The organism is Evtepia sp., from assembly GCF_056797215.1.
In genome coordinates, this window is record NZ_JBQILM010000003.1 from 59,455 (window position 1) to 84,790 (window position 25,336).

General features: G+C 59.6%; 24 protein-coding genes. 13 read left to right on the forward strand and 11 right to left on the reverse strand.

All coding sequences use genetic code 11. The features are described from left to right. Positions 1 to 25 precede the first annotated feature (25 nt). The gene (locus tag ACTOZL_RS01400; protein ID WP_482476276.1) at positions 26 to 1,183 is read right to left on the reverse strand and encodes a glycosyltransferase; all 1,158 of its coding nucleotides are present in this window, start codon (positions 1,181 to 1,183) and stop codon (positions 26 to 28) included. Between the two features lie 242 nt (positions 1,184 to 1,425). Between ACTOZL_RS01400 and rbr the strand changes: the two genes are divergently transcribed. Next, the gene (gene rbr / locus ACTOZL_RS01405; RefSeq protein WP_482476277.1) at positions 1,426 to 1,959 is read left to right on the forward strand and encodes a rubrerythrin; all 534 of its coding nucleotides are present in this window, start codon (positions 1,426 to 1,428) and stop codon (positions 1,957 to 1,959) included. Positions 1,960 to 2,021: 62 nt separating this feature from the next. Here rbr and ACTOZL_RS01410 read toward each other — a convergent pair whose 3' ends face one another. The 4 genes from ACTOZL_RS01410 to ACTOZL_RS01425 are packed head-to-tail and all read right to left on the reverse strand — an operon-like array spanning position 2,022 to position 6,840. Next, positions 2,022 to 2,987 carry a sensor histidine kinase gene (locus ACTOZL_RS01410; RefSeq protein WP_482476279.1) on the reverse strand — a complete coding sequence of 322 codons (966 nt, stop codon included), beginning with the start codon at positions 2,985 to 2,987 and terminating at the stop codon, positions 2,022 to 2,024. 10 nt (positions 2,988 to 2,997) lie between these two features. Next, entirely contained in the window at positions 2,998 to 3,255 is a 258-nt protein-coding gene (locus ACTOZL_RS01415) for a winged helix-turn-helix domain-containing protein (protein ID WP_482476280.1), read from the reverse strand. Beyond that, a complete protein-coding gene (locus tag ACTOZL_RS01420) occupies positions 3,188 to 6,142 on the reverse strand; it encodes an ABC transporter permease (RefSeq protein WP_482476281.1) in 2,955 nt (984 codons plus the stop codon). Before ACTOZL_RS01420 ends, ACTOZL_RS01415 begins: the two co-directional genes overlap by 68 nt. Then, positions 6,139 to 6,840 (reverse strand): ABC transporter ATP-binding protein, encoded by a 702-nt coding sequence (locus tag ACTOZL_RS01425; protein ID WP_482476283.1) that lies wholly within the window; start codon positions 6,838 to 6,840, stop codon positions 6,139 to 6,141. Before ACTOZL_RS01425 ends, ACTOZL_RS01420 begins: the two co-directional genes overlap by 4 nt. A 249-nt stretch (positions 6,841 to 7,089) precedes the next feature. Between ACTOZL_RS01425 and ruvX the strand changes: the two genes are divergently transcribed. The 7 genes from ruvX (at position 7,090) to ACTOZL_RS01460 (ending at position 12,997) form a co-directional block, all read left to right on the forward strand. Further along, positions 7,090 to 7,524, forward strand: coding sequence for a Holliday junction resolvase RuvX (ruvX, locus tag ACTOZL_RS01430; RefSeq protein ID WP_482476284.1), 435 nt, complete (start codon positions 7,090 to 7,092; stop codon positions 7,522 to 7,524). Next, positions 7,521 to 8,300, forward strand: coding sequence for a uridine phosphorylase (gene udp, locus ACTOZL_RS01435; RefSeq protein WP_482476286.1), 780 nt, complete (start codon positions 7,521 to 7,523; stop codon positions 8,298 to 8,300). Before ruvX ends, udp begins: the two co-directional genes overlap by 4 nt. Next, positions 8,297 to 8,941, forward strand: coding sequence for a DUF1847 domain-containing protein (locus ACTOZL_RS01440; RefSeq protein ID WP_482476287.1), 645 nt, complete (start codon positions 8,297 to 8,299; stop codon positions 8,939 to 8,941). Before udp ends, ACTOZL_RS01440 begins: the two co-directional genes overlap by 4 nt. 64 nt (positions 8,942 to 9,005) lie before the next feature. Next, the gene (locus ACTOZL_RS01445) at positions 9,006 to 9,542 is read left to right on the forward strand and encodes a hypothetical protein (RefSeq protein ID WP_482476288.1); all 537 of its coding nucleotides are present in this window, start codon (positions 9,006 to 9,008) and stop codon (positions 9,540 to 9,542) included. A 12-nt stretch (positions 9,543 to 9,554) separates the two neighbouring features. After that, the gene (locus ACTOZL_RS01450; protein ID WP_482476289.1) at positions 9,555 to 9,956 is read left to right on the forward strand and encodes a Mini-ribonuclease 3; all 402 of its coding nucleotides are present in this window, start codon (positions 9,555 to 9,557) and stop codon (positions 9,954 to 9,956) included. 6 nt (positions 9,957 to 9,962) lie between these two features. Then, the gene (locus tag ACTOZL_RS01455) at positions 9,963 to 11,714 is read left to right on the forward strand and encodes an Rqc2 family fibronectin-binding protein (RefSeq protein ID WP_482476290.1); all 1,752 of its coding nucleotides are present in this window, start codon (positions 9,963 to 9,965) and stop codon (positions 11,712 to 11,714) included. Positions 11,715 to 11,725: 11 nt separating this feature from the next. Continuing rightward, on the forward strand, positions 11,726 to 12,997 hold the full coding sequence (locus tag ACTOZL_RS01460) for an erythromycin esterase family protein (protein ID WP_482476291.1): 1,272 nt from the start codon (positions 11,726 to 11,728) through the stop codon (positions 12,995 to 12,997). 52 nt (positions 12,998 to 13,049) lie between these two features. Here the strand turns inward: ACTOZL_RS01460 and ACTOZL_RS01465 are convergent, their stop codons facing one another. Then, positions 13,050 to 14,126, reverse strand: coding sequence for a DUF4179 domain-containing protein (locus ACTOZL_RS01465; RefSeq protein WP_482476293.1), 1,077 nt, complete (start codon positions 14,124 to 14,126; stop codon positions 13,050 to 13,052). Beyond that, on the reverse strand, positions 14,123 to 14,587 hold the full coding sequence (locus ACTOZL_RS01470; protein ID WP_482476294.1) for an RNA polymerase sigma factor: 465 nt from the start codon (positions 14,585 to 14,587) through the stop codon (positions 14,123 to 14,125). Before ACTOZL_RS01470 ends, ACTOZL_RS01465 begins: the two co-directional genes overlap by 4 nt. Before the next feature lie 298 nt (positions 14,588 to 14,885). Between ACTOZL_RS01470 and vanR the strand changes: the two genes are divergently transcribed. From vanR to ACTOZL_RS01490, 4 genes are all read left to right on the forward strand, one after another. Further along, the gene (vanR, locus tag ACTOZL_RS01475; protein ID WP_482476295.1) at positions 14,886 to 15,587 is read left to right on the forward strand and encodes a VanR-ABDEGLN family response regulator transcription factor; all 702 of its coding nucleotides are present in this window, start codon (positions 14,886 to 14,888) and stop codon (positions 15,585 to 15,587) included. Beyond that, positions 15,571 to 16,695: a sensor histidine kinase gene (locus ACTOZL_RS01480; RefSeq protein ID WP_482476315.1), complete on the forward strand. Its 1,125-nt coding sequence runs from the start codon at positions 15,571 to 15,573 to the stop codon at positions 16,693 to 16,695. The genes vanR and ACTOZL_RS01480 overlap by 17 nt, the downstream gene beginning before the upstream one ends. A 137-nt stretch (positions 16,696 to 16,832) precedes the next feature. After that, the gene (locus ACTOZL_RS01485; protein ID WP_482476297.1) at positions 16,833 to 17,726 is read left to right on the forward strand and encodes an ABC transporter ATP-binding protein; all 894 of its coding nucleotides are present in this window, start codon (positions 16,833 to 16,835) and stop codon (positions 17,724 to 17,726) included. Beyond that, a complete protein-coding gene (locus ACTOZL_RS01490) occupies positions 17,727 to 18,974 on the forward strand; it encodes an ABC transporter permease subunit (protein ID WP_482476298.1) in 1,248 nt (415 codons plus the stop codon). 82 nt (positions 18,975 to 19,056) lie between these two features. On the opposite strand, the gene ACTOZL_RS01495 is transcribed toward ACTOZL_RS01490, so the two are convergent. Both ACTOZL_RS01495 and ACTOZL_RS01500 read right to left on the reverse strand, forming a co-directional pair. After that, the gene (locus ACTOZL_RS01495; protein WP_482476299.1) at positions 19,057 to 20,709 is read right to left on the reverse strand and encodes an acyl-CoA dehydratase activase; all 1,653 of its coding nucleotides are present in this window, start codon (positions 20,707 to 20,709) and stop codon (positions 19,057 to 19,059) included. Then, the gene (locus ACTOZL_RS01500) at positions 20,706 to 21,986 is read right to left on the reverse strand and encodes a 2-hydroxyacyl-CoA dehydratase subunit D (RefSeq protein ID WP_482476300.1); all 1,281 of its coding nucleotides are present in this window, start codon (positions 21,984 to 21,986) and stop codon (positions 20,706 to 20,708) included. Before ACTOZL_RS01500 ends, ACTOZL_RS01495 begins: the two co-directional genes overlap by 4 nt. A gap of 242 nt (positions 21,987 to 22,228) precedes the next feature. Here ACTOZL_RS01500 and ACTOZL_RS01505 point away from each other — a divergent pair, with 242 nt between their 5' ends. Further along, positions 22,229 to 22,447: a DUF1902 domain-containing protein gene (locus ACTOZL_RS01505; protein WP_482476302.1), complete on the forward strand. Its 219-nt coding sequence runs from the start codon at positions 22,229 to 22,231 to the stop codon at positions 22,445 to 22,447. Between the two features lie 251 nt (positions 22,448 to 22,698). Here the strand turns inward: ACTOZL_RS01505 and ACTOZL_RS01510 are convergent, their stop codons facing one another. Both ACTOZL_RS01510 and ACTOZL_RS01515 read right to left on the reverse strand, forming a co-directional pair. Continuing rightward, a complete protein-coding gene (locus ACTOZL_RS01510; protein WP_482476303.1) occupies positions 22,699 to 23,295 on the reverse strand; it encodes a lactate utilization protein in 597 nt (198 codons plus the stop codon). Positions 23,296 to 23,334: 39 nt separating this feature from the next. Further along, entirely contained in the window at positions 23,335 to 25,062 is a 1,728-nt protein-coding gene (locus ACTOZL_RS01515; protein WP_482476305.1) for a Na/Pi cotransporter family protein, read from the reverse strand. Positions 25,063 to 25,336: the final 274 nt, after the last annotated feature.

Sequence of the window (25,336 nt, forward strand, 5' to 3'; positions counted from 1 at the left end):
GCCTCCAGTTATGCAGCAAAGGAACTCAGGGTGTGTTGCCCCTGGCGGAGCCCAGGGGATGCTGGCGCAGCAGCTGGTCATAGATGGCTTCCAGACGCTTGGCATTCTCCTGGATGTCGTGCCCGGCGGCGGCCACGGCCTCCCGGCCTTTCCGGCGGTCGTAGGAGAAATCCACCGTTTGGATGGCCTGGGCCCAGGGCTCTGGGGACTGGATGGAGAGATAGCGCAGCCGGTCCGTGACCTTGGCCTCCTGGGGCACCTGGTCCGAGGCCAGGCAGGGCAGGCCGGCAGCCTGGGCCTCCACCAGCACCAGACCCAAGCCCTCGTGGCGGGAGGGCAGCAGCAGCAGGTCAAAGGCCTGCATCCACTCCTGGGGGTTGTCCACCCAGCCCATGAAGCGCACATTGTCCAGCTTGTAGGCCTGGATCATCTCCTCCATGGTGCCGCGCAGCTCCCCTTCGCCCAGGAGGACCAAAACCGCGTCCTCCCGGAGCTGGTTCACCGCCCGGAGGATTTCCAATAAGAACTCCGGGTATTTCTGGTTGGTGAGGCGCCCCACAAAGCCCAGGACCAGCTTGTCCTGAAGGCCGTGCTGGGCCCGCAGGCGTGCCCGGGCCTCTGGGTCAAAGGCGAAGCGCCCGGCGTCTACGGCGTTGGGGAAGCGCTCAAAGCTGCTGCCCCCAAAGCCCCAGTGGCCTGCGTCCTGGGAGCAGGCGATGCGGCAGTTGCTGTTGCGCACCGCCAGGGAGCGCAGTAAGGTGGCTTGCAGCTGGGTCCGGGCCATGGCCAGGGAGTCCGCGCCGTGGAGGGCGTTGTGGGAGTGGACCAACTGGATGGGATAGCCCAGTTGTTTGGCGGCCTTGAGGAATTGCAGGTGCCAGACCCCAAAGGCATTCAAGTTATAGTGGATCCCCCCCTGGATTTCTGGGTGGGATGCCCAAAAGTCCATGGGGGAGAGGTAGCCGGGCTGGTCCTTCTCATAGAACTTATAGTATTGGCGGTAAACGTGCCCCCCCAGGGCTTCCACCTCCGCCTCATATTCGATGGCCTGGAAGTGGTGGCTCACCAGGAAGTCGAACTGGTACCGGGCGCGGTCAATGTGGCGGTATAGGTTTAAGATAACGCTCTCTGTGCCGTAGTAGCTGTCGCCCAGGCCAAGGTGCAAGATTCTTATCGGGTCCATGGACCGTTTCCCCCATTTCCTGATAAAAAAGAGAGCCGGGAGCCGGCTTTAGCCTGATCCAGGCGGCTCCGGTCCCCGACATGGTTTATGTTACCATGCCCCTCTGCCCCTGTCAAGGCTTTTCCCCGAAAGGCCCCGGAGGGCCCAGGAAGAAACAAGGGTATTGCATTCCCACCCTGTATTTGATATCATGGGACAAGCCCGATACACAATAACAATGGATACGGAAAGGAGCCGAGATCATGGAACTGAAAGGCACAAAGACCGAGGCCAACCTCTGGGAGGCCTTTGCCGGCGAGAGCCAGGCCCGCAACAAGTACACCTATTACGCCGCCCAGGCCCGCAAGGACGGCTATGAGCAGATTGCCGCCTTCTTCGAGGAGACCGCCGGCAACGAGAAGGAACACGCCAAGCTCTGGTTCAAGGAGCTGGGGGGCATCGGCACCACCGCTGAGAACCTCATGGCCGCCGCTGAGGGGGAGCACGAGGAGTGGACCTCCATGTACCAGCGCATGGCCAAGGAGGCCCGGGAAGAGGGCTTCCACCGCATCGCCGACATGTTCGCCGGGGTGGCGGAGATCGAGAAATCCCACTATGAGCGCTATTTGAAGCTGCTGGAAAACCTGGAAGCCAGCGAGGTGTTCAAGAAGGACGCCGTAAAGGTCTGGTACTGCCGCAACTGCGGCCATTTGGAGTACAGCAATGAGGCCCCCGAGGAGTGCCCGGTGTGTGGGCATCCCCAGTCCTTCTTCGAGGTCAAGGCCGACAACTATTGAGCAAGCCGGCGCCGCAAGCAAACGTCCGCCCTGGGACAGGCTGTCCAGGGCGGGCGTATTTTTTATAGCTGGATCGTGGAGTAGAACTTAACGGTGAAGCAGGTCCCCGCCCCCTCCTGGCTGGTTGCGCTGAGGATGCCGTTTTGCTTCAAAACCAGCTGGTTGGCCAAGGCCAGGCCCAGCCCCACGCTGTTGGGGGTGCTGTTGCGGCCCTTGTAGAAGCGCTGGAAGATGTGGGGGAGCTCCTCCTTGGGGATGCCCTGGCCGTTGTCCTGGATGGTGATGGTGGTGGAGAGGTTGTGGTGGAGCACGGAGAGGGCCACATAGCCCCCAGGGCTGTGCTCCACGCAGTTTTTCACCAGGTTGCTCAGGGCTTCCCGGGTCCACCCCCAGTCGCAGGACAGGGGGATGGGGCCGGGGCCATAGTGCCGGCGCAGCTCCACCCCCTGCACCTCGGCCAGTACCTCCACGGACTGGCACACGCTGTCCAGCAGGGCGCACAGGTCGCAGGGGGCGGGCTTTAATTCCAGGACATTGGCGTCCAGCTGGGAGAGGACCAAGAGGTTGCGGATGAGCCAGTTGACCTTGTTGAGCTGGGCCTCCACCTTGGCCACTGTTTCCAGCCGGGTTTCCTCCGCCAGCTCCGGGGAGCCCAAAATGTCCATCAAAATGCCCATGGCTGTTAGGGGCGTTTTCAGTTGGTGGGAGATGTCCGCCAAAAGGTCCGCCAGGTAGCCCTTCCCGTGGTCCGCGGCGGTGGCCTGGGCCCGGAGCTGGGTCACAAGCTTGTAGAGCTCGCTGTGGAGGATGCCCAGCTTCCCCTCCTGGCAGTGGTCCAGGGGGAGGATGTTGTCTTGGAGCTGGGTGAGCTCCCGGATCAGCCGGGCCAACTGGCGCTCCCGGCGCAGATGGGCCAGCAGTTGAAGGGCTGCCAACACCACCAGCCCCAGGGCCAGCACCGGCACGGAGTTCAGCGCGAGGCCTGCCCCCAGGAAGAGGAGGGGGAGGGCCAGGGATAGCAGTTCCATACAGTCCCCCCTAGCCCAGCCGGTAACCGATGCCCCGTACCGTCTGGATGACACCCTCCCCCAGCTTTTCCCGTAAACGCTTTACATACACGGTGAGTGTGTTGTCGTTGACGTAGTCCCCGGCGGCGTCCCAGAGCTGGTTTAAGATTTGGCCCCGGGAGAGGAGCTGCCCACGGTTGCGCAGGAACACCAGCAGCAGCTTATACTCCATGGCGGTGAGCACCACCTCCTGGCCGTTCCGGTAGACCTTGCCCGTTTGCAGGTCCACCTGGTTGGCCCCCACCAGCACCGGGGCAGCTGCCCCTGGCTGGCCGGGGGTGCTCCGGCGCAGGACGGCCCCCATCCGGGCCAGGAGCTCCCGCACCCGGAAGGGCTTGGGGATGTAGTCGTCCCCGCCGGAAGCACAGCAGGGTCAGCAGCAGCACCGCCCCGGTGGTGAAGAGCAGGGCGAAGGCCAGCATCCCCCAGGGGAGGTGGAAGGCCAGGTGGCCGAAGAGCTGGCTGAGCAGGCGGTGGATCAGATAGATCAGCCCTCCAGAGAGCAGGGCGGAGAGAAGCAGCCCCTTCCCCAGGATGCCCAGGCATTCCAGCACTAGGGTGTTTTCCAGCTGCCTCTGGGTGGCCCCTACGGAGCGCAGCACGGCAAAATCCCGCCGCCGTTCCAGCATCCGGCCGTGGATGGCGTTCCACAAGTTCAGCAGGCACACCACCGAGGACAGGGCCACAAAGGCCACCAACAGCACCCGTAGGATGGCACAGAGGGATTGGGTGATGGAGAGGGGGTAGTCCGGGTCGTTCCAGGCGGAGAGATACATCACCGACGAGCCCTCGGTGGATTGGCGCAGGTAGTCCACATAGTCCTCGGCCCCCTGGGCCAGTTGGATGTGCAGTTCTTCCGACAGCCAGTCCGCCAACTGCCCAAACCCCGCCCCCTGGGCCAACTGCTCTGCCGTCTGGCGGCTCAGCAACAGCCAGGGGGTGCCCCCGTGGACGGAGAAGAAGGGGCTGCACTGGTCGTTGTTGGCATACCCGGCCAGGGTGAGCTGGGCGGGGGCCACCTGCTCCAAGGCAGCGTTGTACACCGTGACGGGGAAGCTGTCCCCGGGCAGGCAGGCGGAGGGCTGCTGGATGTCATAGTAGCGGTAGTGCCGGGGCTCCCGGAGCTCAAAGCCATAGCTGTCCGTGTCTAGCTGGACCTCGTTGAGCAGGATAGCCCCCTGGCCCTCAAACACCAGGGCCTGGTCCGCCCCGCAGCGCTTGGCGATTTGCCGGAGGGTTTCGTCGTCGGGGACCAGGAGGTTTACGGTGCAGTTGCGGTCCAGCACGTACTTTTGTTCCAATTCCTCCCGGCTGAACCCTTGGCCCAGGTATTCCTCCGCGATGTCCAGGAAGGCGGCCCAATACTCCTCACTGTAAAAGCTGGTGTCCACATCCAGGGCAAACATGCTGCTGTACCACGGCTTGAGGGATGCCACCTCCGGCCGGGTTTCCAACGCCTGCTTCAGGGCGTTGTAGAAGGCGGGGCCGTCCTCGCTGCTGCGGTCGTAGTGGAGGATGCAGTCCCGCTCCTGGACTGCCACATCCAGGCTGACGGGGGCATCGGCTTTGTATTCGATGATGCCGATCACCTGGCTGACGCCGAAGGAGGCCACCGTCAGCACCAGGAGGAACGCCGTCACTGCCAGAAACAGGCTGCGCTGGTTCCGGCCCTGCCGGTGGAGGAAGCTGTGGGCCAGCATCCCCTCGGCGCCGCCCCGGATGTGGGTCTTGGCCCGGCCTTTCCGGGCCCGGAGGACATGGCCGCCCTGGATGCTGGCAATGGGGCCGATTTTGCCGATTTTCCAGGCGGGGAGGAAGGCGGAGAGGAGCACTGTGACCACACTGGCCAGGGCCACCGCCGCCAGGGCCTGCCAGGAGATGGTCAGGGACACGGCAGGGGCCTCCTGCTGGACGCCCCCGTAGACCAGTTGGACTACGTAGGGTTCCATAATCCGCAGCCCCCCTAGTACCACCCCGAACCCCGCCAGGATGCCCACAGGCAGGGCGGCCAACAGGAGGATACCCGCCTCAAAGTATACGCTGCTGCGCTTCTGCCGGGCGGTGGCCCCCACGGAGGAGAGCATACCCAGGTAACGGCTGCGCTCCCGGAAGGAGATGTTGAACACGTTGTAGATCAGCACCACCGACACCGCCAGAATCAGCAGCAGGAAGAACCCGGTCATCAGGTCTACCATCAGGTTCATGGTGCTGTCAGAGCTGTTGCCGGAGAAGGCCAGGAGAGAGTCATTGCTCTCCACGTTTTCCTCCCCCGCGATCTGCCACAGCAGGGACAGGGCCCCGGCGGGAGTGTCCCGGTTGGTGGAGGTCTGTAGGAAGAGGCTGTAGCTCTCTGCCAGAGCCAAGCTGTCCGGCTCCGCCAGGGTGAGGGCGGTGTAGCCGGCGGCATAGCTGGGCTCAAAGGAGGGGGGCTCCATAAAGCCCACCACGGTGTAGTGGCCCCACTGGCCGGTCCACAATAGGTCGATGCGAAAGTCGTTGTTTTCCGGGAAGTGGGGGAAGGTCAGGGGCAAGTCCTTGGTCTCCCCCCGGGCGATTTCTAGGGATAGGGCGGGGAAATAGGTTTTGGTAGTGTCGGCGCCTGGGAGGCCGGTGATGCTGCGCTGGAAGAACCTGGCGTCAATAGAGTCCCCCAGTGTTACACCGCTGCCGTCTTTCAGGCAGGCGCTGCTTAGGAGGATTTCCCCACCGTTTTCCGGCAAGCGGCCCTCCGTAAGGCGGATGTTGTTCCAGGAGATGGCCTGGGGCTCATAGGCCTTGACATTGAGGTAGGGGCGCTCCGGGTTGGCGGAGGCGGGGAAGTCTGTGAGCCCCAGGGAGAGGGCGGCGGCGGTGCCGCTGACATAGGGCAGGGCTTCCAGCTCGGCCCGCTTCTGGGGGGTGATGTCATAGAGGGTGTAGTGCCACTTGCCGTTTTTCTGGGACGCCACCTCTTCCAGGTAGGTGATGGCGCTCTCGCGGCCCACAAATACGCAGGTCATCAGCAGCACGGTAAAGACGATGCCGAAGAAGGTGGTCAAGCTCCGCTTTTTGTTCTGGCGCATATATTGGCCGGTGACATAGTGGACGATATTTCTGGGCGCTCTGGGTCTCGTCATGGCTGCCCACCCCCCAGGATGCGGATGCGCTCATCCCGGGTGATGCGCCCGTCCTCCAGGCAGATCATCCGGTCGGCTTGCAGGGCGATGCTCTCGTCGTGGGTGATGAGCAGTAGGGTCTGCCCCAGGTCCCGGTTGGAGCGCTGGAAGAGGGCAATGATCTCCCGGCCGCTCTTCTGGTCCAGGTTTCCCGTGGGCTCGTCGGCCAGGACGATGGCGGGATGGTTGAACAAGGCCCGGCCAATGCTCACCCGCTGCTGCTGGCCTCCGGAGAGCTGGTTGGGCAGGTGCTGCCGCCGGTCAGTCAGGCCCATTTGCTCCACGATTTTGTCCAGCCGTTCCCAGTCCATCCCCCGTTTGTCCAGCAGATGGGGCAGGACAATGTTCTCCTCCACGTTCAGCACAGGCAGCAGGTTGTAAAACTGATACACCAGCCCGATCTGCCGCCGGCGGAAGATGGCCAGTTGGTCCTCCCTGAGGCTGTGGAGGTCGGTGCCGTCCAGGAACACCTTGCCGCCGGTGGGTTGGTCTACGCCCCCCAAAATGTGCAGCAAGGTGGACTTGCCGCTGCCAGAGGGGCCCACAATGGAGACGAATTCCCCCTTCTCCACAGAGAAGGATACATCGTCTAGGGCCACCACCTGGTTTTTCCCGCTGCCGTATACCTTTGAGAGATGTTCACAGCGTAAGATTTCCATACATGCTCGCTCCTTTCCGCCAGGGGTGCCCCCTGGGGTTGATGGTCTCAGGATACACCGGCCAGGTGACGGGAGCGTGACTTGGCCGGTGACAGTTTTGTCATTATACGCCCCTGTATTTCAAGGTAAAAATGAAATATAGGTGGAAATGTTCCGCCGTTGACAACCCCGCCCAGTTTGTTATAATGATACCATATTATTTCCCAATATGGGACCCCGCCCCGGCGGGGAGACGAGGACGTGACATCCATGAAGATCATGGCAATTGACTATGGCGACAACCGCACCGGCGTGGCCCTCTCCGACGCCACCGGCTTTTTGACCGGCCGGACCTTTCTCATCAAGAGCCGCAAGCAGGACGCGGTGATCGAGCAGCTCTTGGCCCTGGCCCGGGAGCAGGGGGCGGAGGAAATGGTTTTGGGGCATCCCCTGAACATGGACGGCACCATCGGCCCCCGGGCGGAGAAGTGCCAGGCGCTGGCCCAACGGCTCCGGGCGCGGACGGACTTGCCCGTCGTCCTCTGGGACGAGCGGCGCACCACCGTGGACGCCCACCGGATTTTAGGGGAGCAGGGGGTCCGGGCCATCAAGCGGAAGGACAAGGTGGACGCTGTGGCGGCCAGCTTGATTTTGGAAGGGTATTTGGCGCGCAAGCGCATCCAGCGGGAACAGGAGGCTTTATGAACAAGGAAACACGTGAGCTGCAATTTCACATCCACTGCGGCCCTGGGGATGTGGGCCGTTATTGCATTTTGCCGGGGGACCCCGGCCGTTGTGCCGCCATCGCGGCGTATTTTGACAACCCCGTCCAGGTGGCGTACAATCGGGAGTTTAATATTTACACCGGGACCCTTCTGGGGGAGAAGGTCAGCGTCTGCTCCACGGGCATCGGCGGCCCCTCCGCTGCCATCGCCATGGAGGAGCTGGTGGCCATCGGGGCGGATACCTTTGTGCGCACCGGCACCTGTGGGGGCATTGCCCTACAGGTCCAGAGCAACGATTTGGTGATTGCCACCGGGGCAGTCCGCCAGGAGGGCACCAGCCGGGAATACGCCCCCATGGAGTTCCCGGCGGTGCCGGATTACCAGGTGCTCACCGCCCTAGTGGACGCGGCCCGTGCTATGGGGGCCTCCTGGCACGCCGGGGTGGTTCAGTGCAAGGATTCCTTCTACGGCCAGCACTCCCCCAGCCGGATGCCCGTGTCCTATGAATTGGAAAGCAAGTGGGAGGCCTGGAAGCGCCTGGGGGTCCTGGCCAGCGAGATGGAGTCCGCCGCCCTCTTCACCGTGGCCGCCACCCTGGGGGTGCGCTGCGGCTCGGCCTTCCACGTGATCTGGAACCAGGAGCGGCAGAAAGCGGGGCTGGACCAGGCGGAGTCGGAGGACGTGGAACAGTCCGTCCGCCTGAGCATTGAGGCCTTGAAGCTGCTGATCCAGCGGGACCGGGAGGCGAAGCAATGAGCGAGGGCATCCAGCGCTCCTGTATTGACTGCGCCGTGACCCAGTGCGATGCCCACGGGGACCGTCCCTACCCCGGGTTCTGCCCCAGCCAGGCCCTGGGGGCGGAGCAGCGGGAGGCGGCCTTAGCCCGGTATCTGGACGACCCGGAGGATCAAAAACTGGCCCAGGTGGCGGCGGAAGTGGAGGCCGCGGGGTATCGCCAGTGGCCCCGGGTCCGGGAGACGGTGGAGTTTGCCCGGCGCATGGGCTTCCATAAAATCGGCATCGCCACCTGCGTGGGGCTGATCCGGGAGAGCCGGACCCTGGCGAAGATCCTCCGGGCCAACGGCTTCGAGGTGTACGGCGTCGGCTGTAAGGTGGGAGAGCTTGCCAAGGATGCGTTGGGCATCCCCCCGGAGCACCACGGCCCCGGCCACATCGCCTGTAACCCGGTGCTGCAAGCGGAGCTGCTCAACCAGGCGGGGACGGAGCTGAACATCGTTATGGGCCTGTGCGTGGGCCACGACAGCCTCTTTTATAAACACGCCCAGGGCATCACCACCACCCTGGTGACCAAGGACCGGGTGACAGGCCACAACCCTGTGGCGGCCCTGTACAATGCCGAGAGCTACTACAGCGATTTGATGAACCCCCAGCCCTGAGGCATGGACGCCCCCCAGGGCGCATAAACTCTCCCTAACAGAGCGCTGCAAAGGGGGGATGGGGATGGAGACGCGGTTCCCGCTGGAAAACGGCCACCTGCTCTGCACCCAGATGGGGGAGCGGGTCCGCCTGTATATGGAGGTGCGCACCACCGCCACCGGCCTGTGCCGGGGGCTGCTGCTGGGGGAGAATGGGGACCTGGATTTGGGGCCCATGCTCCCGGAGGGGGGCTGCCTGCGCCTGGAACGCAGCTTTTTGGTGGAGACCTTGAAGAAAAAGGGCTGCTGGCCCATCACCGGGGCCCGATTGGTGCGGCCTGTGAAGCCCGCCGCCGGGACGCCGCCCAAGGGGTGGAGCCGGGACCTGGGCCTGGGGGCTCTCTTCCCCCACGACCCGGCCTTGGCCCAGGCGGCGGAGCTGGCCCCCCGGCCCCTGTACCGCCCCCGCCCCCAGGGCTTCCAGCTGGCCTGGCCCTGGGACCCGGAGGCGCCCTTCCCCCTGCCGCCGGTGTTTTGCTTTGCCCGTGTCCAGGCCCTGGGGGACCGGCCCTACCTGGTGTTTCAGTTCCAGACGGGGGGCATACCAAGGATCGAAGAATAGATGGAGAACACAATGGATTATTTTCATATCACCCAGGACAAGCAGGACCTGCTGGCCATGAGCAGCCTGGGCCTTGCCTACCTGGGGGACGCAGTTTACGAGGTGATGGTGCGCGGCTGGCTCTGCCTCCACGGCAAGCTCACCCCTGGCAAGCTCCACCGGGCCGCCCTGGCCTATGTGGCCGCCCCCCGGCAGGCGGAGATGACGGAAAAACTCCTGCCCCTGCTCAGCGAGGCGGAGTTGCAGGTGTTCAAACGGGGGCGCAACGCCAGCCCCCATTCCCTGCCCAAGGCCGCCACCCGCCGGGAGTACCAGACAGCCACAGGGTTAGAAGCCCTGTTTGGCTGGCTGTATTTGCAGGGGGAGACGGAGCGGCTCAACCAGTTATTTGAGACCATGATGGAAGGAGCGTGAGGGAAGATGCCTATGGACGCACTGTGCCTCTCCGCCCTGCTGCGGGAGACGGGGGCGGCGGTGGTAGGGGGGCGGATCGACAAGGTCTACCAGCCCAGCCGGGACGAAATTTTGCTGCATATCCGGGGCAAGGAGGGGCCCTGCCGCCTGCTGTTCTCGGCAGACCCCACCGGGGCCCGGCTCCAGCTGACGGACCTCCCCCGGGAGAACCCCGCCGAGCCCCCCATGTTCTGTATGCTCCTGCGCAAGCACCTCACCGGGGGGCGGATCACCGCCCTGACCCAGCCCCCCATGGAGCGCATTGCGGAGCTCACCGTGGAGACCACCAACGAGATGGGGGACAAGGTGTCCCGCCGCCTGCTGTTGGAGGCCACAGGCCGAAAGACGAATTTGCTGCTCCTGGACGAGACGGGGCGCATTGCCGACTGCCTGCGCCGCAGTGGCGGGGACCTCACCCAGGCCCGTCCCCTGCTGCCAGGGATGTTTTACAACTACCCCCCCGCCCAGGAGGGGAAGGTCCCCCCCGCGGACTTGCCGGAGGGCAGCGATGCCCTGGCCCCTTACGGGCCGGACACCCCGGCGGACAAGCTCCTGCTGGACCGCTTCATGGGCCTCTCCCCGTTGATTGCCCGGGAGCTGGCCTTTGAGGCCTTCGGGGACAGCACTGCCCCAGTGGGGGCGGGGGCGGGGGCCCTATTGGACAAGCTCCGTGCCCTCCTCGCCAAATTAGAGGCCGGGGAGGTTCAGCCCACCATGCTGCGCCGGGAGGACAGGCCTGTGGATTTCTCCTTCCGCCCCATCCTGCAATATGGCCCTGGTACGGAACTGAGGGCCTATCCCAGCTTTTCCGCCCTCCTGGATGACTACTACGGCCAGCGGGAGACCGCCCGCCGGGTCCAGCAGCGGGGCAAGGACCTCATCAAGCCCCTTACCGCCGCCCGGGACCGTCTGGCCAGGAAGCTGGCCTTGCAGGAAAAGGAGCTGGCGGAGACGGGGAAACGGGAGGCATACCGCGTTGCCGGGGACCTCATCACCTCCAACCTCTATCGGATGGAGCGGGGCATGCAGGTGTTGAAAACAGAAAATTTTTATGACCCCGATTGCCAGGAGATTGAGATTCCCCTGGACCCCCTGAAAACGCCCCAGCAAAACGCCGCCCACTACTATAAGCGCTACACCAAGGCCAAGACCGCCCAGGAGATGCTTACCCTTCAGCTGGAAAAGGGCCGGGGGGAGCAGCGTTACCTGGACAGCGTTTTGGATAGCCTCTCCCGGGCCGAGGGGGACCGGGACTTGGAGGAAATCCGCCAGGAGCTGGTGGAGACCGGCTACCTCCGCCGCCGGGCCAAGGCCAAGGACCGGATGAAGCGGCCCAGCACCGGGCCCTTGGAGTTCCGCTCCACGGCGGGGTTTCGGATTTCTGTAGGCCGGAACAACCTGCAAAACGATCTCCTCACCACCAAACGGGCGTCCAAGGGGGACTATTGGTTCCACACCCAGAAAATCCACGGCTCCCATGTGATTTTGTGGACGGAAGGCCAGAAGCCCGACCCGCAGAGCCTCCAAGAGGCGGCGATGCTGGCCGCCTGGTTCTCCCAAGGCCGGGAGGGGAAGAAGGTGCCGGTGGACTACACCCCGGTGAAGTTTGTAAAAAAGCCCGCCGGGGCCCGGCCGGGGATGGTGATTTACACCACCTATCAGACCGCCTATGTGGACCCGGACCCAGCCCTGGCGGAGCGGTTGAAAGAGAAGAAATAGGGGGACATGACATGAAGAAGCGACTGCTGCCCCTGCTGCTGGCCTGCCTCCTGCTGACCGCTTGCGGGGAGCAGAACCCAGAGGATATGTGGGCCCCTTGGGTGCCGGAGGCCCCCAGCTTGGACCTGGTCCAGACCAGCCTGGACGGCCTTACCGTTCCGGAAGGGGTAAAGGTGGTGGGCCTGGGGGAGGCCAGCCACGGGGTGAAGGAATACCAGGAGATGAAGGGGGCGGTGTTCCAGGCATTGGTGGAAAACAACGGCTGCCGGAGCTTTATCATTGAAGGGGACTTTGGCAGTGCCATCGCGGTGGACGAGTATATCCACGGCGGAGAGGGGACCGCCCAGGAGGCCGCCAATCAAATCGGGTTCCGTATCTACCAAACCAAGGAGATGGCGGATATCCTCACCTGGATGCGCCAGTATAACGAGACCACCCCAGAGGGGGAGGACTTGCACTTTTACGGCATGGACATCCAGTGGGCAGATGCCAGCAAGGAGTACCTGTTCCGGGTTTTGGAGCAGGTTCCCCCGGAGCTGGGGGAGGAGTTCCAGGTATTCCGGGAGCGCCTGGAATTTCTCAACGACGACGATATGTTCGACCTCACGGCCCAGGAGTTTGAACAGGGCACAGCAGTGGTGCAGGAACTACTGGAAGCCATGGACGCGGCCCAAGGAGAGATGACAGCGGCAGTGGGGGAGAGGGCGTTTGCCTTTGCCCGGGAGTGTGCCCACAGTCTTTCTGAATGCTGTACCGTGCGGGGGGCCTCTGATCTTCAATACAATGAACTGAGAGACATCTTTATGGCTAGGAAGGTTCAGTGGTATTTGGACCAGGGCGACGGCAGCCTCCTGTTTATCAACGGGCACAATGGACATATCGCCAAGGAAGGAGAGACCACCTATACCAGCTTGGGGGAAAACCTTTGGATTGATTTGCAGGGGGCGTACTTCGCCATCGGCACCAACGCAGCGGTGACGGCCTATAACGCCCAGGGGGAGGATGGAAGCTTTACCGAAGTTACCGTGGAAAACAACGACCCTCTGACCCGCTTGGCGACGGAATTGAAACAGGAGCAAGGGGCACCGTGGTATTATGCAGACTTTTCCGCCGTGAGGAAAGACTCCAACTGGGAAAAACTCCTGTCGCAGACATGGAGCATGACCTCTTTGAATGTGGGCGTTTCCATTTTGAACGCCGGACGTATCGTTCCGGAGAAGGCTTACGATGGGATGATTGTGTTCGATACGGTGTCCCCCACCACCTTGAAATTGGACGAATGAGACAGAACACAACAGCGCCTGTGGAAGGTTTCCCCTCCACAGGCGCTGTTTGCTACTTCACGGGAACCCCGCCGATCAGGATGGTTTCTACAGACGCAATGTCTATCGGACGGGAAAAATGGTAGAGGAATGAATGGCGCATCTGGCCTGTCTCCGGGTCTAAGCATAGATGGCCGCCGTCTAAGGTGTTGCTGTCCAGCGTGAACGTGGTTCCGTCGGAAAAGGAAAGGGTCACGGGTTCCGGGCTGGGGGCCAGGGGGATGCCGTCCAGAAAGAAGATCAGGGAGATGGGGGAGAGGAGTACCTTGGTCAGACGGTACTTCCCGTTTTGAAGGGGGATATCGGGGGACCAAGTTTCCACAGCGTCTACAGGCTTGCAGTGCCATTCCAGGACCACGTGGTCCTCTGCTTCCCAAAGGGTGAACTGTTTTTCTCCGTCCTGGTCGTACAGAGCCGTCGTTGGGGGGAAATACAGACGAACGGGAAGGTCTAAGGGGTTCCAATTGTTTTCCACCGTATAGCTAAACACAAGGACGCGGTGGGGGGAACGCTCCAAGATTGTATGTCTCCCGCTTCCACCCAGCCGGTCTGGGGAATCCAGGGGGAAGGCCGGGATCAGCAGGTGATCGACAGATGTGACATGATCCGGCAGGGTCACGCTTTCCGGAACGGTGATCTCATAGAGCACATAGATGCCCATGGTGTCAGTGATGGTTTGCAAGACGCGGATGGTGATGCCGTCCTTCTGGTAGGATGCCTCCGGCTCGTTGGTCAAGGGCAGGAGCAGGGAGGCTTGCGGGCCCTCTGCGTGAAAGAAGGCGGCGAGTTTTTCGTGCAGGCCAAACATGGCGGCCAGACCGCAGAGGGCGGCGCAGAGAAGGACAACGGCGGCAATCAGGATTCCCCGCAGGCGTGGGGAACGCTTTCCGTGGATTTTCCGGGATAAGGCCTCCCAGTTTTTCTCTGTGTCGAACGGAGCTGCCCCGGTTCGCTGGTCTAGTTCCTGCAAAATCGGATGGACCAAGAGGAACGGGTCGTCTGTTTCCCCTGGATGGTTCAACTGTTCCTCTAAGGCGTGAATCAATTCCGCTTCTGTCCATTCAGAAATCGCTTTGTTGCAGTGGTTCATTCTGCCTTGCCTCCCTTCTCTAAGTACCGCTTGCACTTCAACCGCGCCCGGTGCAGCCGGGTGCCGCAGGTGGCGGGCGGGACACCCAGCAAGGCCGACAGCTCTTGATAGCTGAGGTTGTCCTCATAGAATAGCTTCAAGAGCTGTTTTTCTTCCGGGGACAACTGGGTGGGGAGCAGCTCGTCCAGGGAGTGCCCTGCTTCGGGGCTTTGATGGACATCCAACAAAGGGAGCTCCCGCCCCTGCTTTTCCAAGGCGTGCAGGATTCTGTAATCCATGGCCTTGACCAACCAGCCCTTTTGGTTGGGGTGGTGCTTCAGCTCCTTTTTTCGTTCCAGCAGAAGGAGAAAAACCTCCTGGACGATATCTTGGGCAAGCTGGTTGTCCTGCAGCCGGTAGCGGGCAATGCGGAAGAGGTCGGCGGCGCAGTCCTGATAGAGTTTGTGAATCCAGGTATCCATACAGGCCTCCTTTCCTGTGAATCAAAGGGCCCTTTGTCCTTATATCCCGCCAGAAGGCCGGTTTCTTTCCTCTTTTTTATTTTTTGGAAGGAGAGCAATGAACCCTGATAGGGACAAGACCACGAAAACCCATGGGGAAGGCAAAACAGAAGCAAATTACCGGGAGAACACAACAAGTGCTTTCCCGGTAATTGATATCATTTTACATATCGTAGAAAAATCTTAAGGAAATTCGTAGAGAAAACGGAGATAAGCTATGGTATAATCTTATGTACTATACGGAATTGGGGGGAGCAAAATGGGGATTAACATTTTAGTGGTAGATGATGAAAAAGAACTGGCCGATGTCATAGAGCTTTACCTTACCAACGACGGCTATACTGTCCATAAATTCTACACCGGAGCAGAGGCCCTGGACTGTATCGCACATACGGATTTAGACTTGGCAATATTGGACGTTATGCTCCCTGACGCAGACGGTTTTCAAATCTGCAAAAAAATCAGGGAGAAGTCCTATTATCCCATCATCATGCTTACGGCAAAGGTGGCTGACGGAGACAAGATCATGGGCCTGACAATCGGAGCTGACGATTACATCACAAAGCCGTTTAACCCCTTGGAGGTCGTTGCCAGAGTAAAGACCCAGCTTCGGAGATATATGCAATACAACAATTTAACCTCAAAACAGGAAGAACCGGCGCATGAATATGATATTCGCGGGCTTATCATCAATAAAGATAATCACAAGTGTTTTCTATTCGGAAAGGAATTGCAGTTGACCCCCATTGAGTTTTCTATCCTCTGGTATCTCTGTGAACACCAAGGGACTGTTGTTTCCTCCGAAGAACTTTTTGAGGCAGTATGGGGCGAGAAATTTTTGCAAAATAACAATACGGTCATGGCCCACATTGGGCGTTTACGGGAGAAGATGGCCGAGCCAGCCAGAACCCCAAAATTCATCAAGACGGTATGGGGGGTAGGCTATACCATTGAGAAATAAATTCAACCATGAGTTTCACCAATTCCGAGTGAAAATTCTTCTTCGCATGATCGCTATGATGGGGATTGCTGCCGCCATCATCTACATCACATATTCGTTTCTGCTGCGCGGTAATTTTGCAAACCTGATGATGTCTCTCCTGCAAAATATTGGTGGTATGGACTATGATGCAGCACTTAACCTGTATAGCCGGGTATTCCGCAGTCACATGGACACGATCATTCTGCTGTCTATTCTGTTTGTATTCATTGGCCTGCTTTATATCTTCCTGCATTGGTTTACAAAATACTTTGAGGAAATCAGCAAGGGAATGGATGCCATACTCCGAGATACCGCAGGGGAAATTTCCCTGGCCCCGGAACTGCTCTCCATTGAACGGAAAATGAACATAGCGAAGCATACGCTTGACCGGCAGAAAAGTGATATGCTGATTGCCGAGCAGAAAAAGAATGATCTTGTTATGTATCTGGCCCACGACTTGAAAACGCCTCTGGCCTCATCCATCAGTTATCTAAACCTGCTGCGGGATGAAAAACAGATTTCCGAAGAACTGCGGGAAAAGTATCTTTCGATTTCTCTTGCCAAGGCGGAACGATTGGAGGACTTGATAAACGAATTTTTGGAAATCGCAAAATATAATCTGTCCACGATTACGCTGCAATACAGTGAAATCAATCTGACACGCTTACTGGAACAGCTTGTATATGAGTTTCAGCCCATTTTCGAGAAAAAGGGCCTGACCTGCCGTCTTGTGGCTGCGGACGATATAATGCTGAAATGTGACGCTGACAAAATGCAGAGAGTATTTGACAATCTTTTGCGGAACGCAGTTGTTTACAGCTACGACGAAACAGAAATTACCGTTCAAGCCGAGGACGGTCAAGATGGCCTGATCTTGAAATTTTCCAATCATGGTGAAACAATTCCAAGGGAAAAGTTGGAGCGGATATTTGAGCAGTTTTACCGGCTTGACACTGGACGCGGAACAACTGGGGCGGGCCTGGGCCTTGCGATTGCGAAGCAGATCGTCACGCTCCACAAAGGGACAGTTACAGCGGCAAGTGAGAACGGTTTAACGACCTTTACCGTAACGCTTCCTGCTTTGTAGGAAATCGTAAGAAAGTCTGTAGGAAAACAGTTGAATACCGTGTGAGCAAGCAAGGAAAAGGCGCTTTTGTTTTTGGTACAATGACCGTGCCAAGGCAAGAGTGCCTTTCATTTTAGGAACAGGAAAGGAGTTTTCACATGGAATTGCTGATCGACCACGTTTCCAAACAGTTCAAGGACAAAAAAGCCGTCAACAACATCAGCTTAGCCTTGACGCCGGGGGTGTGGGGCCTGCTGGGGGCCAACGGCGCGGGCAAGACGACTTTGATGCGGATGATTGCGGGAATTATGCAGCCGTCCTCCGGCCAAGTGATATACGATGGCGTCCCCATTCAAACGCTGGGGGAGCAGTATCGTGATGTGTTCGGCTACCTGCCCCAGGAGTTCGGCTTTCACCAGGAGTTTACGGTCAAGGATTATCTGGCATACGTCGCCGCATTGAAAGGACTTCCAAAGCGGCAAAGCTGGCGGAGAATACACGAATTGCTGGAACGGGTTTCGCTGCTGGATGTCTGCAACAAGAAAATTTCCAAACTCTCCGGCGGCATGAGGCGCCGGGTCGGAATTGCCCAAGCGCTGCTGAATGACCCGGAGGTTTTGATCTTGGATGAACCTACCGGGGGCCTTGACCCCGGCGAGCGGGTGCGTTTCCGCAATCTGCTTTCCGAGTTTGCCCATGACCGCATTGTGCTGATCTCCACGCACATCGTTCCCGACGTGGAGTATATCGCCACCTGTCACGCTATCATCAAGGGTGGCAATCTGTTGGCGACCGGAACAACAGAGGAATTGGTAAAGCTGGTAGAGGGCAAAGTATGGAGCTGTACAATCCCGGCGGACGCTGTACCAGAATACGAAAGCAGGCTCCAGATCATCAGCCTGCGGAATGAGAATGACGGCAGTGTTTCCATCCGTTATCTGGCGGAGCGTCCCTGCAACGCCAATTCTGTTGCGGCGGCGCCCCGTTTGGAGGATTTGTATTTATATCTGTTCCCCCAGAGCAGCGGGGAACGTGATAGGGGGTATCGTTAAATGGGAATTTTGCGGTTGGAATTAAAGCGGATACTGCACTCAAAACGCACCTGGATTTTGCTGGCACTGTCCCTGCTGTTCTCCGCGCTGCTGGCGTATCTCCCCACCACCTATTGTTACAGCAATGGCACGGACGAGGCGGGGAATGAGATCAGCTTGACAGGGCTTGCGTCTATCGCCTATGAAAAAGAACAACAGGCGGATGCCTCTGGTATCGTCACCCCGGAGCGAGTGCGGGAGGCCGTCGAAAGCTATCAAGCCTGCCTTATATCCTATGGTGTCACAGAGTCTTACGATTTGCCGGAGGGCGTCTATGAACGGGAGATACTTCCCATTGCCCCGCTTCTCCACGGTGTCAAGGAGGCGTTTGCCGACCCGAACACCGGTATGGCTCCCACGCTCATGGAAATCGACCCGGAGAAAATCAATGATTACTATTCCGTCTGCGAGGCCCGTCTGCGCTCTCTTATGGCGATGGAGCAGCCGGATAGCCAAGCGGCCCAGCACAAAGCTGTGGAAATGTATCGCCAAATTGAAAAGCCCTTTGAAGTCTATCCCGGTATGAGTTCCACCATTATGGACTATCAGAATATTATGGGATTTTTGGTGCTGCTGTTTTGTGTAATGCTTGCCGCTCCTGTGTTTTCTGCCGATTACCAGTCTGGTGCGGACGATATTCTGCGCTGTACCAAACACGGGAGAACAAGCCTGGGCGTCGCAAAATTACTTGCAGCTCTCTTGATTGCTGGGCTGACATTTATCCTTTGCGCTGCTGTATTTATTCTGCTGGCTGATAGCTTGTTTGGCTGGGAATGTATCAAGACCTCCATCCAGATGATGTACTCTATTGTGACGTTGGCAGACATGGACATAGGCCAACTGCAAGTTCTTTTCGCTGTTGCTGGCCTGCTTTCTGTTCTGGCCTCGGTCAGCTTCACCTTGTTTCTTTCCTCAAAGTGCAAAAGCACGGTATCGTCCCTTGCGGCATCACTGGTGTTCTGCATCGCGCCGGTGGTGATCTGTATGACTGTACCAGGGGTATTGTCCACATGGCTGTGCAGCATCCTCCCCGCCAGTGGCACAAGTATCCAAGCGAGTATCCTCTATGCAATGACTGACTTCCAGTTTTTGAATGTTGGCAGTTTGGCTGTCTGGACACCCTATGCCATGATTGGGGCTTGTGTTATAGAAATCCCCCTGTTTTCATTCCTGACGGTTCGCTCATATTGTAAGCATACTGTAAATTGAACCTGTACCCTATGCCAACCCAGCAGGTGTGGTTTCTGCTCCCTGGCTTTCCCCTGTGCGGGAAAGCCAGGGATGTTATGTTTTAAGCCTGCGGCAGTTCCAGGGCGAACAACGCCGCACCCAGGGCCCCGCAGAGCTGGGCGTCCTCGTGGATGAACAGGGGCAGGCCAAGGTTTTCCTCGATGGCCTTCACCACCCCCTGGTTGTGGGACACGCCCCCGGTCATCATACACACCGCCTCCCCCTTCACCCGCCGGAACAGGGCGGCGACCCGGGCGGCTACGGAGTTGTTCAGCCCGTGGACGATATCCGGCAGGGCCTTGTTTTGGGCCACCAGGGAGACCACCTCCGAGTCGGCAAAGACCGTACACATGGAGGAGATGGTGATGTCCTCCTTCCAGTCTAAGCCGATCTTGCTGATTTCCTCCAAGCTCAGCTCTAGGGTCCGGGCCATCATCTCCAAAAAGCGGCCGGTGCCGGCGGCGCACTTGTCGTTCATGACGAAATTCACCACCCCGCCGCTCTCGTCCATGCGGATGACCTTGCTGTCCTGGCCGCCGATGTCGATGACGGTGCGCACCTGGGGGTTGAGGAAGTGGGCCCCCTTGGCGTGGCAGGTGATTTCCGTCACGGACTTGTCCCCGGCGGTGATCACCGAGCGGCCGTAGCCGGTGGTGACGGTGGCGGTCAAGTCCTGCTGGGACAGCCCCGCAGCAGCCAAGGCCTGGTCCAAGGCCCGGGCGGCGCCCCCAGAGGCCCCCGCCCCGGTGGGCAGGATTACCTTGGCCTTGATGTTCTTGTCCTGGTCCAAAATCACCACGTCGGTGGTGGTGGAACCGCTGTCGATGCCAGCATAGTAGCCCTGGGCGGCGGGGCCGGTGTTTGGGGCCTCCTGGCTTTGGAAGCCCTCGGCAAAGGCCTCCAAGCGGGTACGCAGCTGTTCCTGGCTCTGGCGGGTGCCGTCGGATTCCAGCTTGAGAAGTGGCACGGATAACTCCTCCTTTAGTTGGGCGTATTCAAAGCCGTAGTAGTCGCAGAATTTCACGGTGTGGTACACCACCCCTTGCAGCCCTGGGTCGTTGTACAACTGCTTCCGGCCGCTCTTGTCGGTCATGCGCATACAGGGGATTTGCCCCAGCAGGGCCCGGGCGTACTGTTCCATGAGGGCGTCGAAGTCCTCCGCTGCCGGGTCTGGGGCCCCCACGCTGCGGTTGTTCACGCAAGTGCTGTTCTCTGTGGGCAGAGGCAGGAGCTGCTGCGTCATCTGGAACAAATCCGCCCCCATCCGCGCCCCCAGGACGGTGATGTGGGGGCCGGTGAGGGGGCGCTCCGGCTGGAACGCCGCCAGGAATGCGGCCCGGTCGAAGCGGGTCCCCTTGTAGGTTCCGTATGCCTCTGCCAGGGCAATCAACTGCCCCTTGGCGTGGTCCACGGAACAGCCCCCTTGGTTGTGGAGCAGGTCCAGCATGTACAAAAAGTCCAGGTTTCCATATTCCTTTAAGATGTCATAGGCGCTGCGGATGGTGTCGCAGCAGTTCACCAAAACCAGTTCCCGAATTCCCCCGCTGAGCACCGCTTGCAGGATGGACTTGCCAAAGCCGCAGAGGTTGGGGTGGGCCACCTGGTCGGAGAGGTCAAAGTTTTCCGGGGCCTCGTCCAGAAGGACGCAGGTTCCACCCAGGGCAGTCAACAGCTCTGTGGGGGTGTATTTGCAGATGTAGTGGGTGGGATTCATGCCGTGCCTCCTTCCGCCTGGGCGTTGAGCAGTTCTAAAAAGGCTTCCATGCGGGTGGCGGCCTGTCCCTCACCGCCAAAGCCCCGGTCGCAGCTGTCCCCGTCCAGCAGGAGGGTGGGCAGGCCCTGGGCTTCAAAGGCCCGCTTGCCCAACTGCGCACCGCCAAGGGTGTGCTTGCAGCCCCAGTGGCAGAACCAGACGGCGCCCTCGGCGTGGACCTGTTTTGCGATTTCTAGGGCCTTGTCAATCCGCCGCTGGGCGGGGCCGTTGAAGGGGGAGTACACCAACCGCTTGGCCATGGTCTCATAGGGCTTTTCCGGGTCCGCGTCGGGGACATAGCCCTCGTAACTCATGTCCGAGGCCACAATCTGTACCTTCGGGTTGTGATCGAAGAGGGCGCGGAGCGGGGGCACCCAATAGGGGGTGGTGTGGAGCCATAGGAGCTGCCGTCCCCTGGCGGGGCCTGCGGCCCGGGCTTCCAAAACCATCTGCCGGGCCACCGCCTCACTCTCCGGGGAGCCCAGGAGCAGGTGGAAGGCGGCGGTGCGGTAGAGCTCGCTGGTGAGGTCGCTGAGCAGCTCCTTCCCCGCCCGTTGGGTGAGGAAATCGTTGTAAAATTGCAGGGTGCGCTGGCCGCGCCCCACGGTGTGGATCAGCCGGGCCTCATCCACGGGCACACCGGTTTGGGCTTCCAGAAAGCCGCTCATCTCCCGGAGCTGCCCGGCCACATAGTCCACTGCCTGGGGGGTCTGCTCATAGGGAATGTCAATGGAGAAGTGGGGCACACCGTAGTGCTCGGCCAGGTAGCGGAAGGTGAGGGTGTTGGCGTCGCAAGCCAGGGAGGTATTTAAGATAAAGCGGGGCCGGGGCATCAGAGCCATCTGGGCCGCGCCGATGAAGACCTTGTGGTAGGAACACAGGGAGGTGGGGATGCCCGCATCCTCCGCGTGGCGCAAAAAAGACTCCTCGGCCATAGAGCCGGAGAGATAGCTGGAAAAGGCCTCACAGGAGTAGGGCAACAGGCCTTGGGTGAGCAGGGGTTCACAGGGGGTGAAGAGGCTCACCATTACGTTTTTTTCCGGCCGGGCCAGGCAGTTTACCATGGCGGCGTTCACCGCCTGGAAGAGCATCCGGTCGGACTTGGAGCGGTTCCCCCGCTGTAAACGGTTTTTCAGGCCGTTGGCCCGCCAGCCCAGCAGGAGGAAACGCCGGGCCTTGTCCGGGTCTCGCTGGGAAAGCTGGGTGACGCGCTGGCCAAAGGCCGCGGTGATGTCCATAAAAAGTTTCCTCCTTCCCGCCCTTGGGGCGAAAACTGAGAATAGTTTACCACGTTCTGTTTGGTAAGTAAAGAAAAAACCGCCCCACCGGGGGCGGTTCGGACAGCGCGATAGATGTTGACGGCGAGAGTGGGATATGGACCTGGGGAGAAATGATGCTGTGTCTGGTTGATATTTTGGGGGAATCGTATTAAAATAAACAGTATATCAATGCAATGAGGATGTGAAGGAGGGATACAAGTGTGGACTATGTTGTGAATTTAGTGTGGGATTCTGAAGCTGGGGTTTGGATTGCTACCAGTGATGACATTCCTGGTCTTGTTCTGGAATCTGGTTCATTTGATGCCTTACTGGAGCGTGTCCGCTATGCCGTGCCGGAGCTGCTTGCGTTGAATCAGGCGAACGTTCCTTCGTTGAATGTAACGTTTTTATCAGAACGCCATGAAAGGATTGCACTGTAATGGCGGAGTATGAAAAGAAAGTTCGTGAAATTTTAACTAAGTATCAGTGTACCTTTCAGCGGCATGGAAAAGGAGACCATGACATTTGGTATAGCCCCATCACCTGCCGCAATGTCACGGTTGACACAAAGATCAAATCGCGCCATACAGCAAACGCAATTTTGAAGCGGAGTGGAATCGACGAGAGATTCCGATAACGTAAAAAAGCCCGCCCTGGAACACAGTGTTCCAAGGCGGGCCAATTTTTTACATCAATACCCAATCTCTTCCCCGATCAAAACCACATAACAGTTCTCCGTCCCGTTGAGCTTCCGCCAGAGCACATTGAGCTCCCGGCAAATCCGCTCCGGACTCTTACAGTCGTAGCATTTCAGCTCCTTCAGGGCGCAGGGGGTCTTGCGGCCCAGACGGCGGGCATTCAGGGGGCTGGCCACATTCCGGGCCCGCCAGAGGGCTTTGTCAAAGGTTTCCGCAACCTTGTTCACCCCGGCGATGTAATAGACCGCCTCCTTGGCGGAGGTGGCGGCGGAGATGCGGTTGCCGGTGCCGTCGATATTGATGAGCTCTCCGGTTTCCGCAATGCCGTTGACACTGGAAAGGTACACCTGGGCAGCGGCGGCTTGGGCTAAGGTTTCCGGTCCAGGGACCTTGGCGTGCCAAGCGACCTGGTTGTCTGCCTGAAGGCGTTCATAGATGCCCAGGGCCTCCAAGGTCATACTGCCGCCCATGCCGATGGTCTTGCCGTGGAGGGTGTCCACCAGATAGTCGGCGGCCTCCTGGGCGGTGGGGAAGTAGAGGTAGGTGAATCCCCGCTCCTCTAGGTTTTTCTGCAATGCTTCCAGGTTCATAACAAAGTCCTCCTTTTAGAACTGCGTGGCTGTGGGGAATCACTCCACAGGCAGGAAGAAACGGTTGCTGTACTCCGCATAGTATTGGTCAAAGCTGTGGGAGCGCAGGGCCTTTAGGCTGGTGATATACTCGTGGGTGTCAAAGGAGGCGGATTCCAGCTCGATCATGCCCACAGCCAGGTTGGAGCAGTGGTCCGCCACCCGCTCATAGTTGGTGAGCAGGTCGTTGAACACAAAGCCCTGGTCAAGGGTACACACCCCCCGTTGGAGCCGGTCCACGTGGTGGAGCTTCATCTCGTCGCAGAGGTTGTCGATGAGCTCTTCCAGGGGTTCGATACGGTAGGCCAGCTCCATATCGCCGCTGGTGAAAGCGATGATGGCGTTGTGGGTGATCTCGTTTACAGCGGAGAACATCACTTGCAGCTCCTTGGTGGCGGCGGGGGAGAAAGCAATGTGCTTTTCATGGATTTCCTTGGCGCATTCGGCGATGTTCATGGCGTGGTCGGCGATGCGTTCCACGTCCCCGATGGCGTGGAGGAACTTGGTGACGTCCCGGTTCTGCTGGTCGCTGAGCTCCTTGCCGGTGATTTTAATGAGGTAGCTGCCCAGCTTGTCCTCGTACTTGTCCACCACGTCCTCCCGCTGTTCCACCATACGGTAGGACTTTTCATTGAAGCTGCCGATGAGGTAATAGGCGTCTTCCAGGTTGGCCTTGGCCTCCAAGGCCATGTTGTGTAGGGCCTCCCGGCTCTGCTCAATGGCCAGGGCGGGGTGCTCCACGAAGCGGGCTTCCAGGCGGGCGAAGTCCTCCTGTTCCCGGCCGCCCTCCTGGTCGGGGAAGATGCGGCAGATCTGCTTTTCCAACAGGCCGATGAAGGGGGTCAGCACCAGCACCGTGGCCAGACGGAAGAGGGTGTTTACAAAGGCGATGCCCACGGTGTTCAGGCTGGTGTCCATGAAGGGGAAGTGGAGGAAGGCGTTGGCCCCGTAAAAGAGGATACCCCAGATCACCGCCCCCAGCACGTCAATGAGCAGGTAGGTGAAAGCGGTGCGTTTGCCGTTGACATTGGCCCCCAGGGAGGACAGCAGCACCGGCATGGCCGCGCCGATGGCGATGCCCATGATGAGGGGGAAGGCCACGGAAAAGCTGACCACCCCGGTGGCCGCCAGGGCCTGCAAGATACCCACAGCGGCGGAGGCGCTTTGCAGCACACAGGTAAAGACCAGACCCACCAGGATGCCCAGAACGGGGTTGGAAAAGGCGGTGAGCAGGCGCAGGAAAGCCTCACTCTCCTGCAAGGGGGATACGGCGTCGCTCATGGCGGACATGCCGAACATCAGCACCGCGAAGCCCATGAGGATGCCGCCCACATGGACATGGCTCTGTTTTTTGGCGGCCATACGCAGGATGATGCCCACCACCGCCACGATCCCCGTGAGGGTGGAGGTGGAGAGCAGCGACACCCAGCCAGCCCCCCCCTCCAAGGCGGAGAGGCAGATGATCCAGCCGGTGACGCTGGTGCCCAGAATGGCCCCCAGGATGATGCCGATGGCCTGGTTGACCTTCATCACCCCGGAGTTGACAAAACCCACCACCATCACGGAGGTGGCAGAGGAGGACTGGATGATGGCGGTGACGCCGGTGCCCAGCAAAACCCCCTTCACGGGGCTGCCGGAGAGCTTGTACAATACCAGTTCCAGCTTACTGCCCGCCACTTTTTTTAGGCCCTCGCCCATCAGGGACATGCCGAAGAGGAACAGGGCCACGCCGCTGAGCAGCGCAATGACATTGGAAACGTCCAGATTGATTCACACTCCTTACTTTTCTCTCTCAAACAATCGGCTTGGCGTTTTGGCATGAGGGAACATGCACACAGCCAAAGACATTACAGGGATACTATAAAAAAGCAACGTTAAATCTAAACGGGGCTTTTTGTTAAATCTATGTAAAGCCCGGCGCTTTCGTAGCATTGAACAAAATTATAGGGGGATGCTGTCGGTTTTTGCGTCCTTTTACCTGGGTGGTCTATCCCCCCAGGGG

What these genes read in the sequence shown, in the direction of transcription:
- ACTOZL_RS01400 (WP_482476276.1), bottom strand. Translation starts at nt 1,183, where the DNA reads ATGGACCCGATAAGAATCTTGCACCTTGGCCTGGGCGACAGCTACTAC.
- rbr (WP_482476277.1), top strand. Translation starts at nt 1,426, where the DNA reads ATGGAACTGAAAGGCACAAAGACCGAGGCCAACCTCTGGGAGGCCTTT.
- ACTOZL_RS01410 (WP_482476279.1), bottom strand. Translation starts at nt 2,987, where the DNA reads ATGGAACTGCTATCCCTGGCCCTCCCCCTCCTCTTCCTGGGGGCAGGC.
- ACTOZL_RS01420 (WP_482476281.1), bottom strand. Translation starts at nt 6,142, where the DNA reads ATGACGAGACCCAGAGCGCCCAGAAATATCGTCCACTATGTCACCGGC.
- ACTOZL_RS01425 (WP_482476283.1), bottom strand. Translation starts at nt 6,840, where the DNA reads ATGGAAATCTTACGCTGTGAACATCTCTCAAAGGTATACGGCAGCGGG.
- ruvX (WP_482476284.1), top strand. Translation starts at nt 7,090, where the DNA reads ATGAAGATCATGGCAATTGACTATGGCGACAACCGCACCGGCGTGGCC.
- udp (WP_482476286.1), top strand. Translation starts at nt 7,521, where the DNA reads ATGAACAAGGAAACACGTGAGCTGCAATTTCACATCCACTGCGGCCCT.
- ACTOZL_RS01440 (WP_482476287.1), top strand. Translation starts at nt 8,297, where the DNA reads ATGAGCGAGGGCATCCAGCGCTCCTGTATTGACTGCGCCGTGACCCAG.
- ACTOZL_RS01445 (WP_482476288.1), top strand. Translation starts at nt 9,006, where the DNA reads ATGGAGACGCGGTTCCCGCTGGAAAACGGCCACCTGCTCTGCACCCAG.
- ACTOZL_RS01450 (WP_482476289.1), top strand. Translation starts at nt 9,555, where the DNA reads ATGGATTATTTTCATATCACCCAGGACAAGCAGGACCTGCTGGCCATG.
- ACTOZL_RS01455 (WP_482476290.1), top strand. Translation starts at nt 9,963, where the DNA reads ATGCCTATGGACGCACTGTGCCTCTCCGCCCTGCTGCGGGAGACGGGG.
- ACTOZL_RS01460 (WP_482476291.1), top strand. Translation starts at nt 11,726, where the DNA reads ATGAAGAAGCGACTGCTGCCCCTGCTGCTGGCCTGCCTCCTGCTGACC.
- ACTOZL_RS01465 (WP_482476293.1), bottom strand. Translation starts at nt 14,126, where the DNA reads ATGAACCACTGCAACAAAGCGATTTCTGAATGGACAGAAGCGGAATTG.
- ACTOZL_RS01470 (WP_482476294.1), bottom strand. Translation starts at nt 14,587, where the DNA reads ATGGATACCTGGATTCACAAACTCTATCAGGACTGCGCCGCCGACCTC.
- vanR (WP_482476295.1), top strand. Translation starts at nt 14,886, where the DNA reads ATGGGGATTAACATTTTAGTGGTAGATGATGAAAAAGAACTGGCCGAT.
- ACTOZL_RS01485 (WP_482476297.1), top strand. Translation starts at nt 16,833, where the DNA reads ATGGAATTGCTGATCGACCACGTTTCCAAACAGTTCAAGGACAAAAAA.
- ACTOZL_RS01490 (WP_482476298.1), top strand. Translation starts at nt 17,727, where the DNA reads ATGGGAATTTTGCGGTTGGAATTAAAGCGGATACTGCACTCAAAACGC.
- ACTOZL_RS01495 (WP_482476299.1), bottom strand. Translation starts at nt 20,709, where the DNA reads ATGAATCCCACCCACTACATCTGCAAATACACCCCCACAGAGCTGTTG.
- ACTOZL_RS01500 (WP_482476300.1), bottom strand. Translation starts at nt 21,986, where the DNA reads ATGGACATCACCGCGGCCTTTGGCCAGCGCGTCACCCAGCTTTCCCAG.
- ACTOZL_RS01510 (WP_482476303.1), bottom strand. Translation starts at nt 23,295, where the DNA reads ATGAACCTGGAAGCATTGCAGAAAAACCTAGAGGAGCGGGGATTCACC.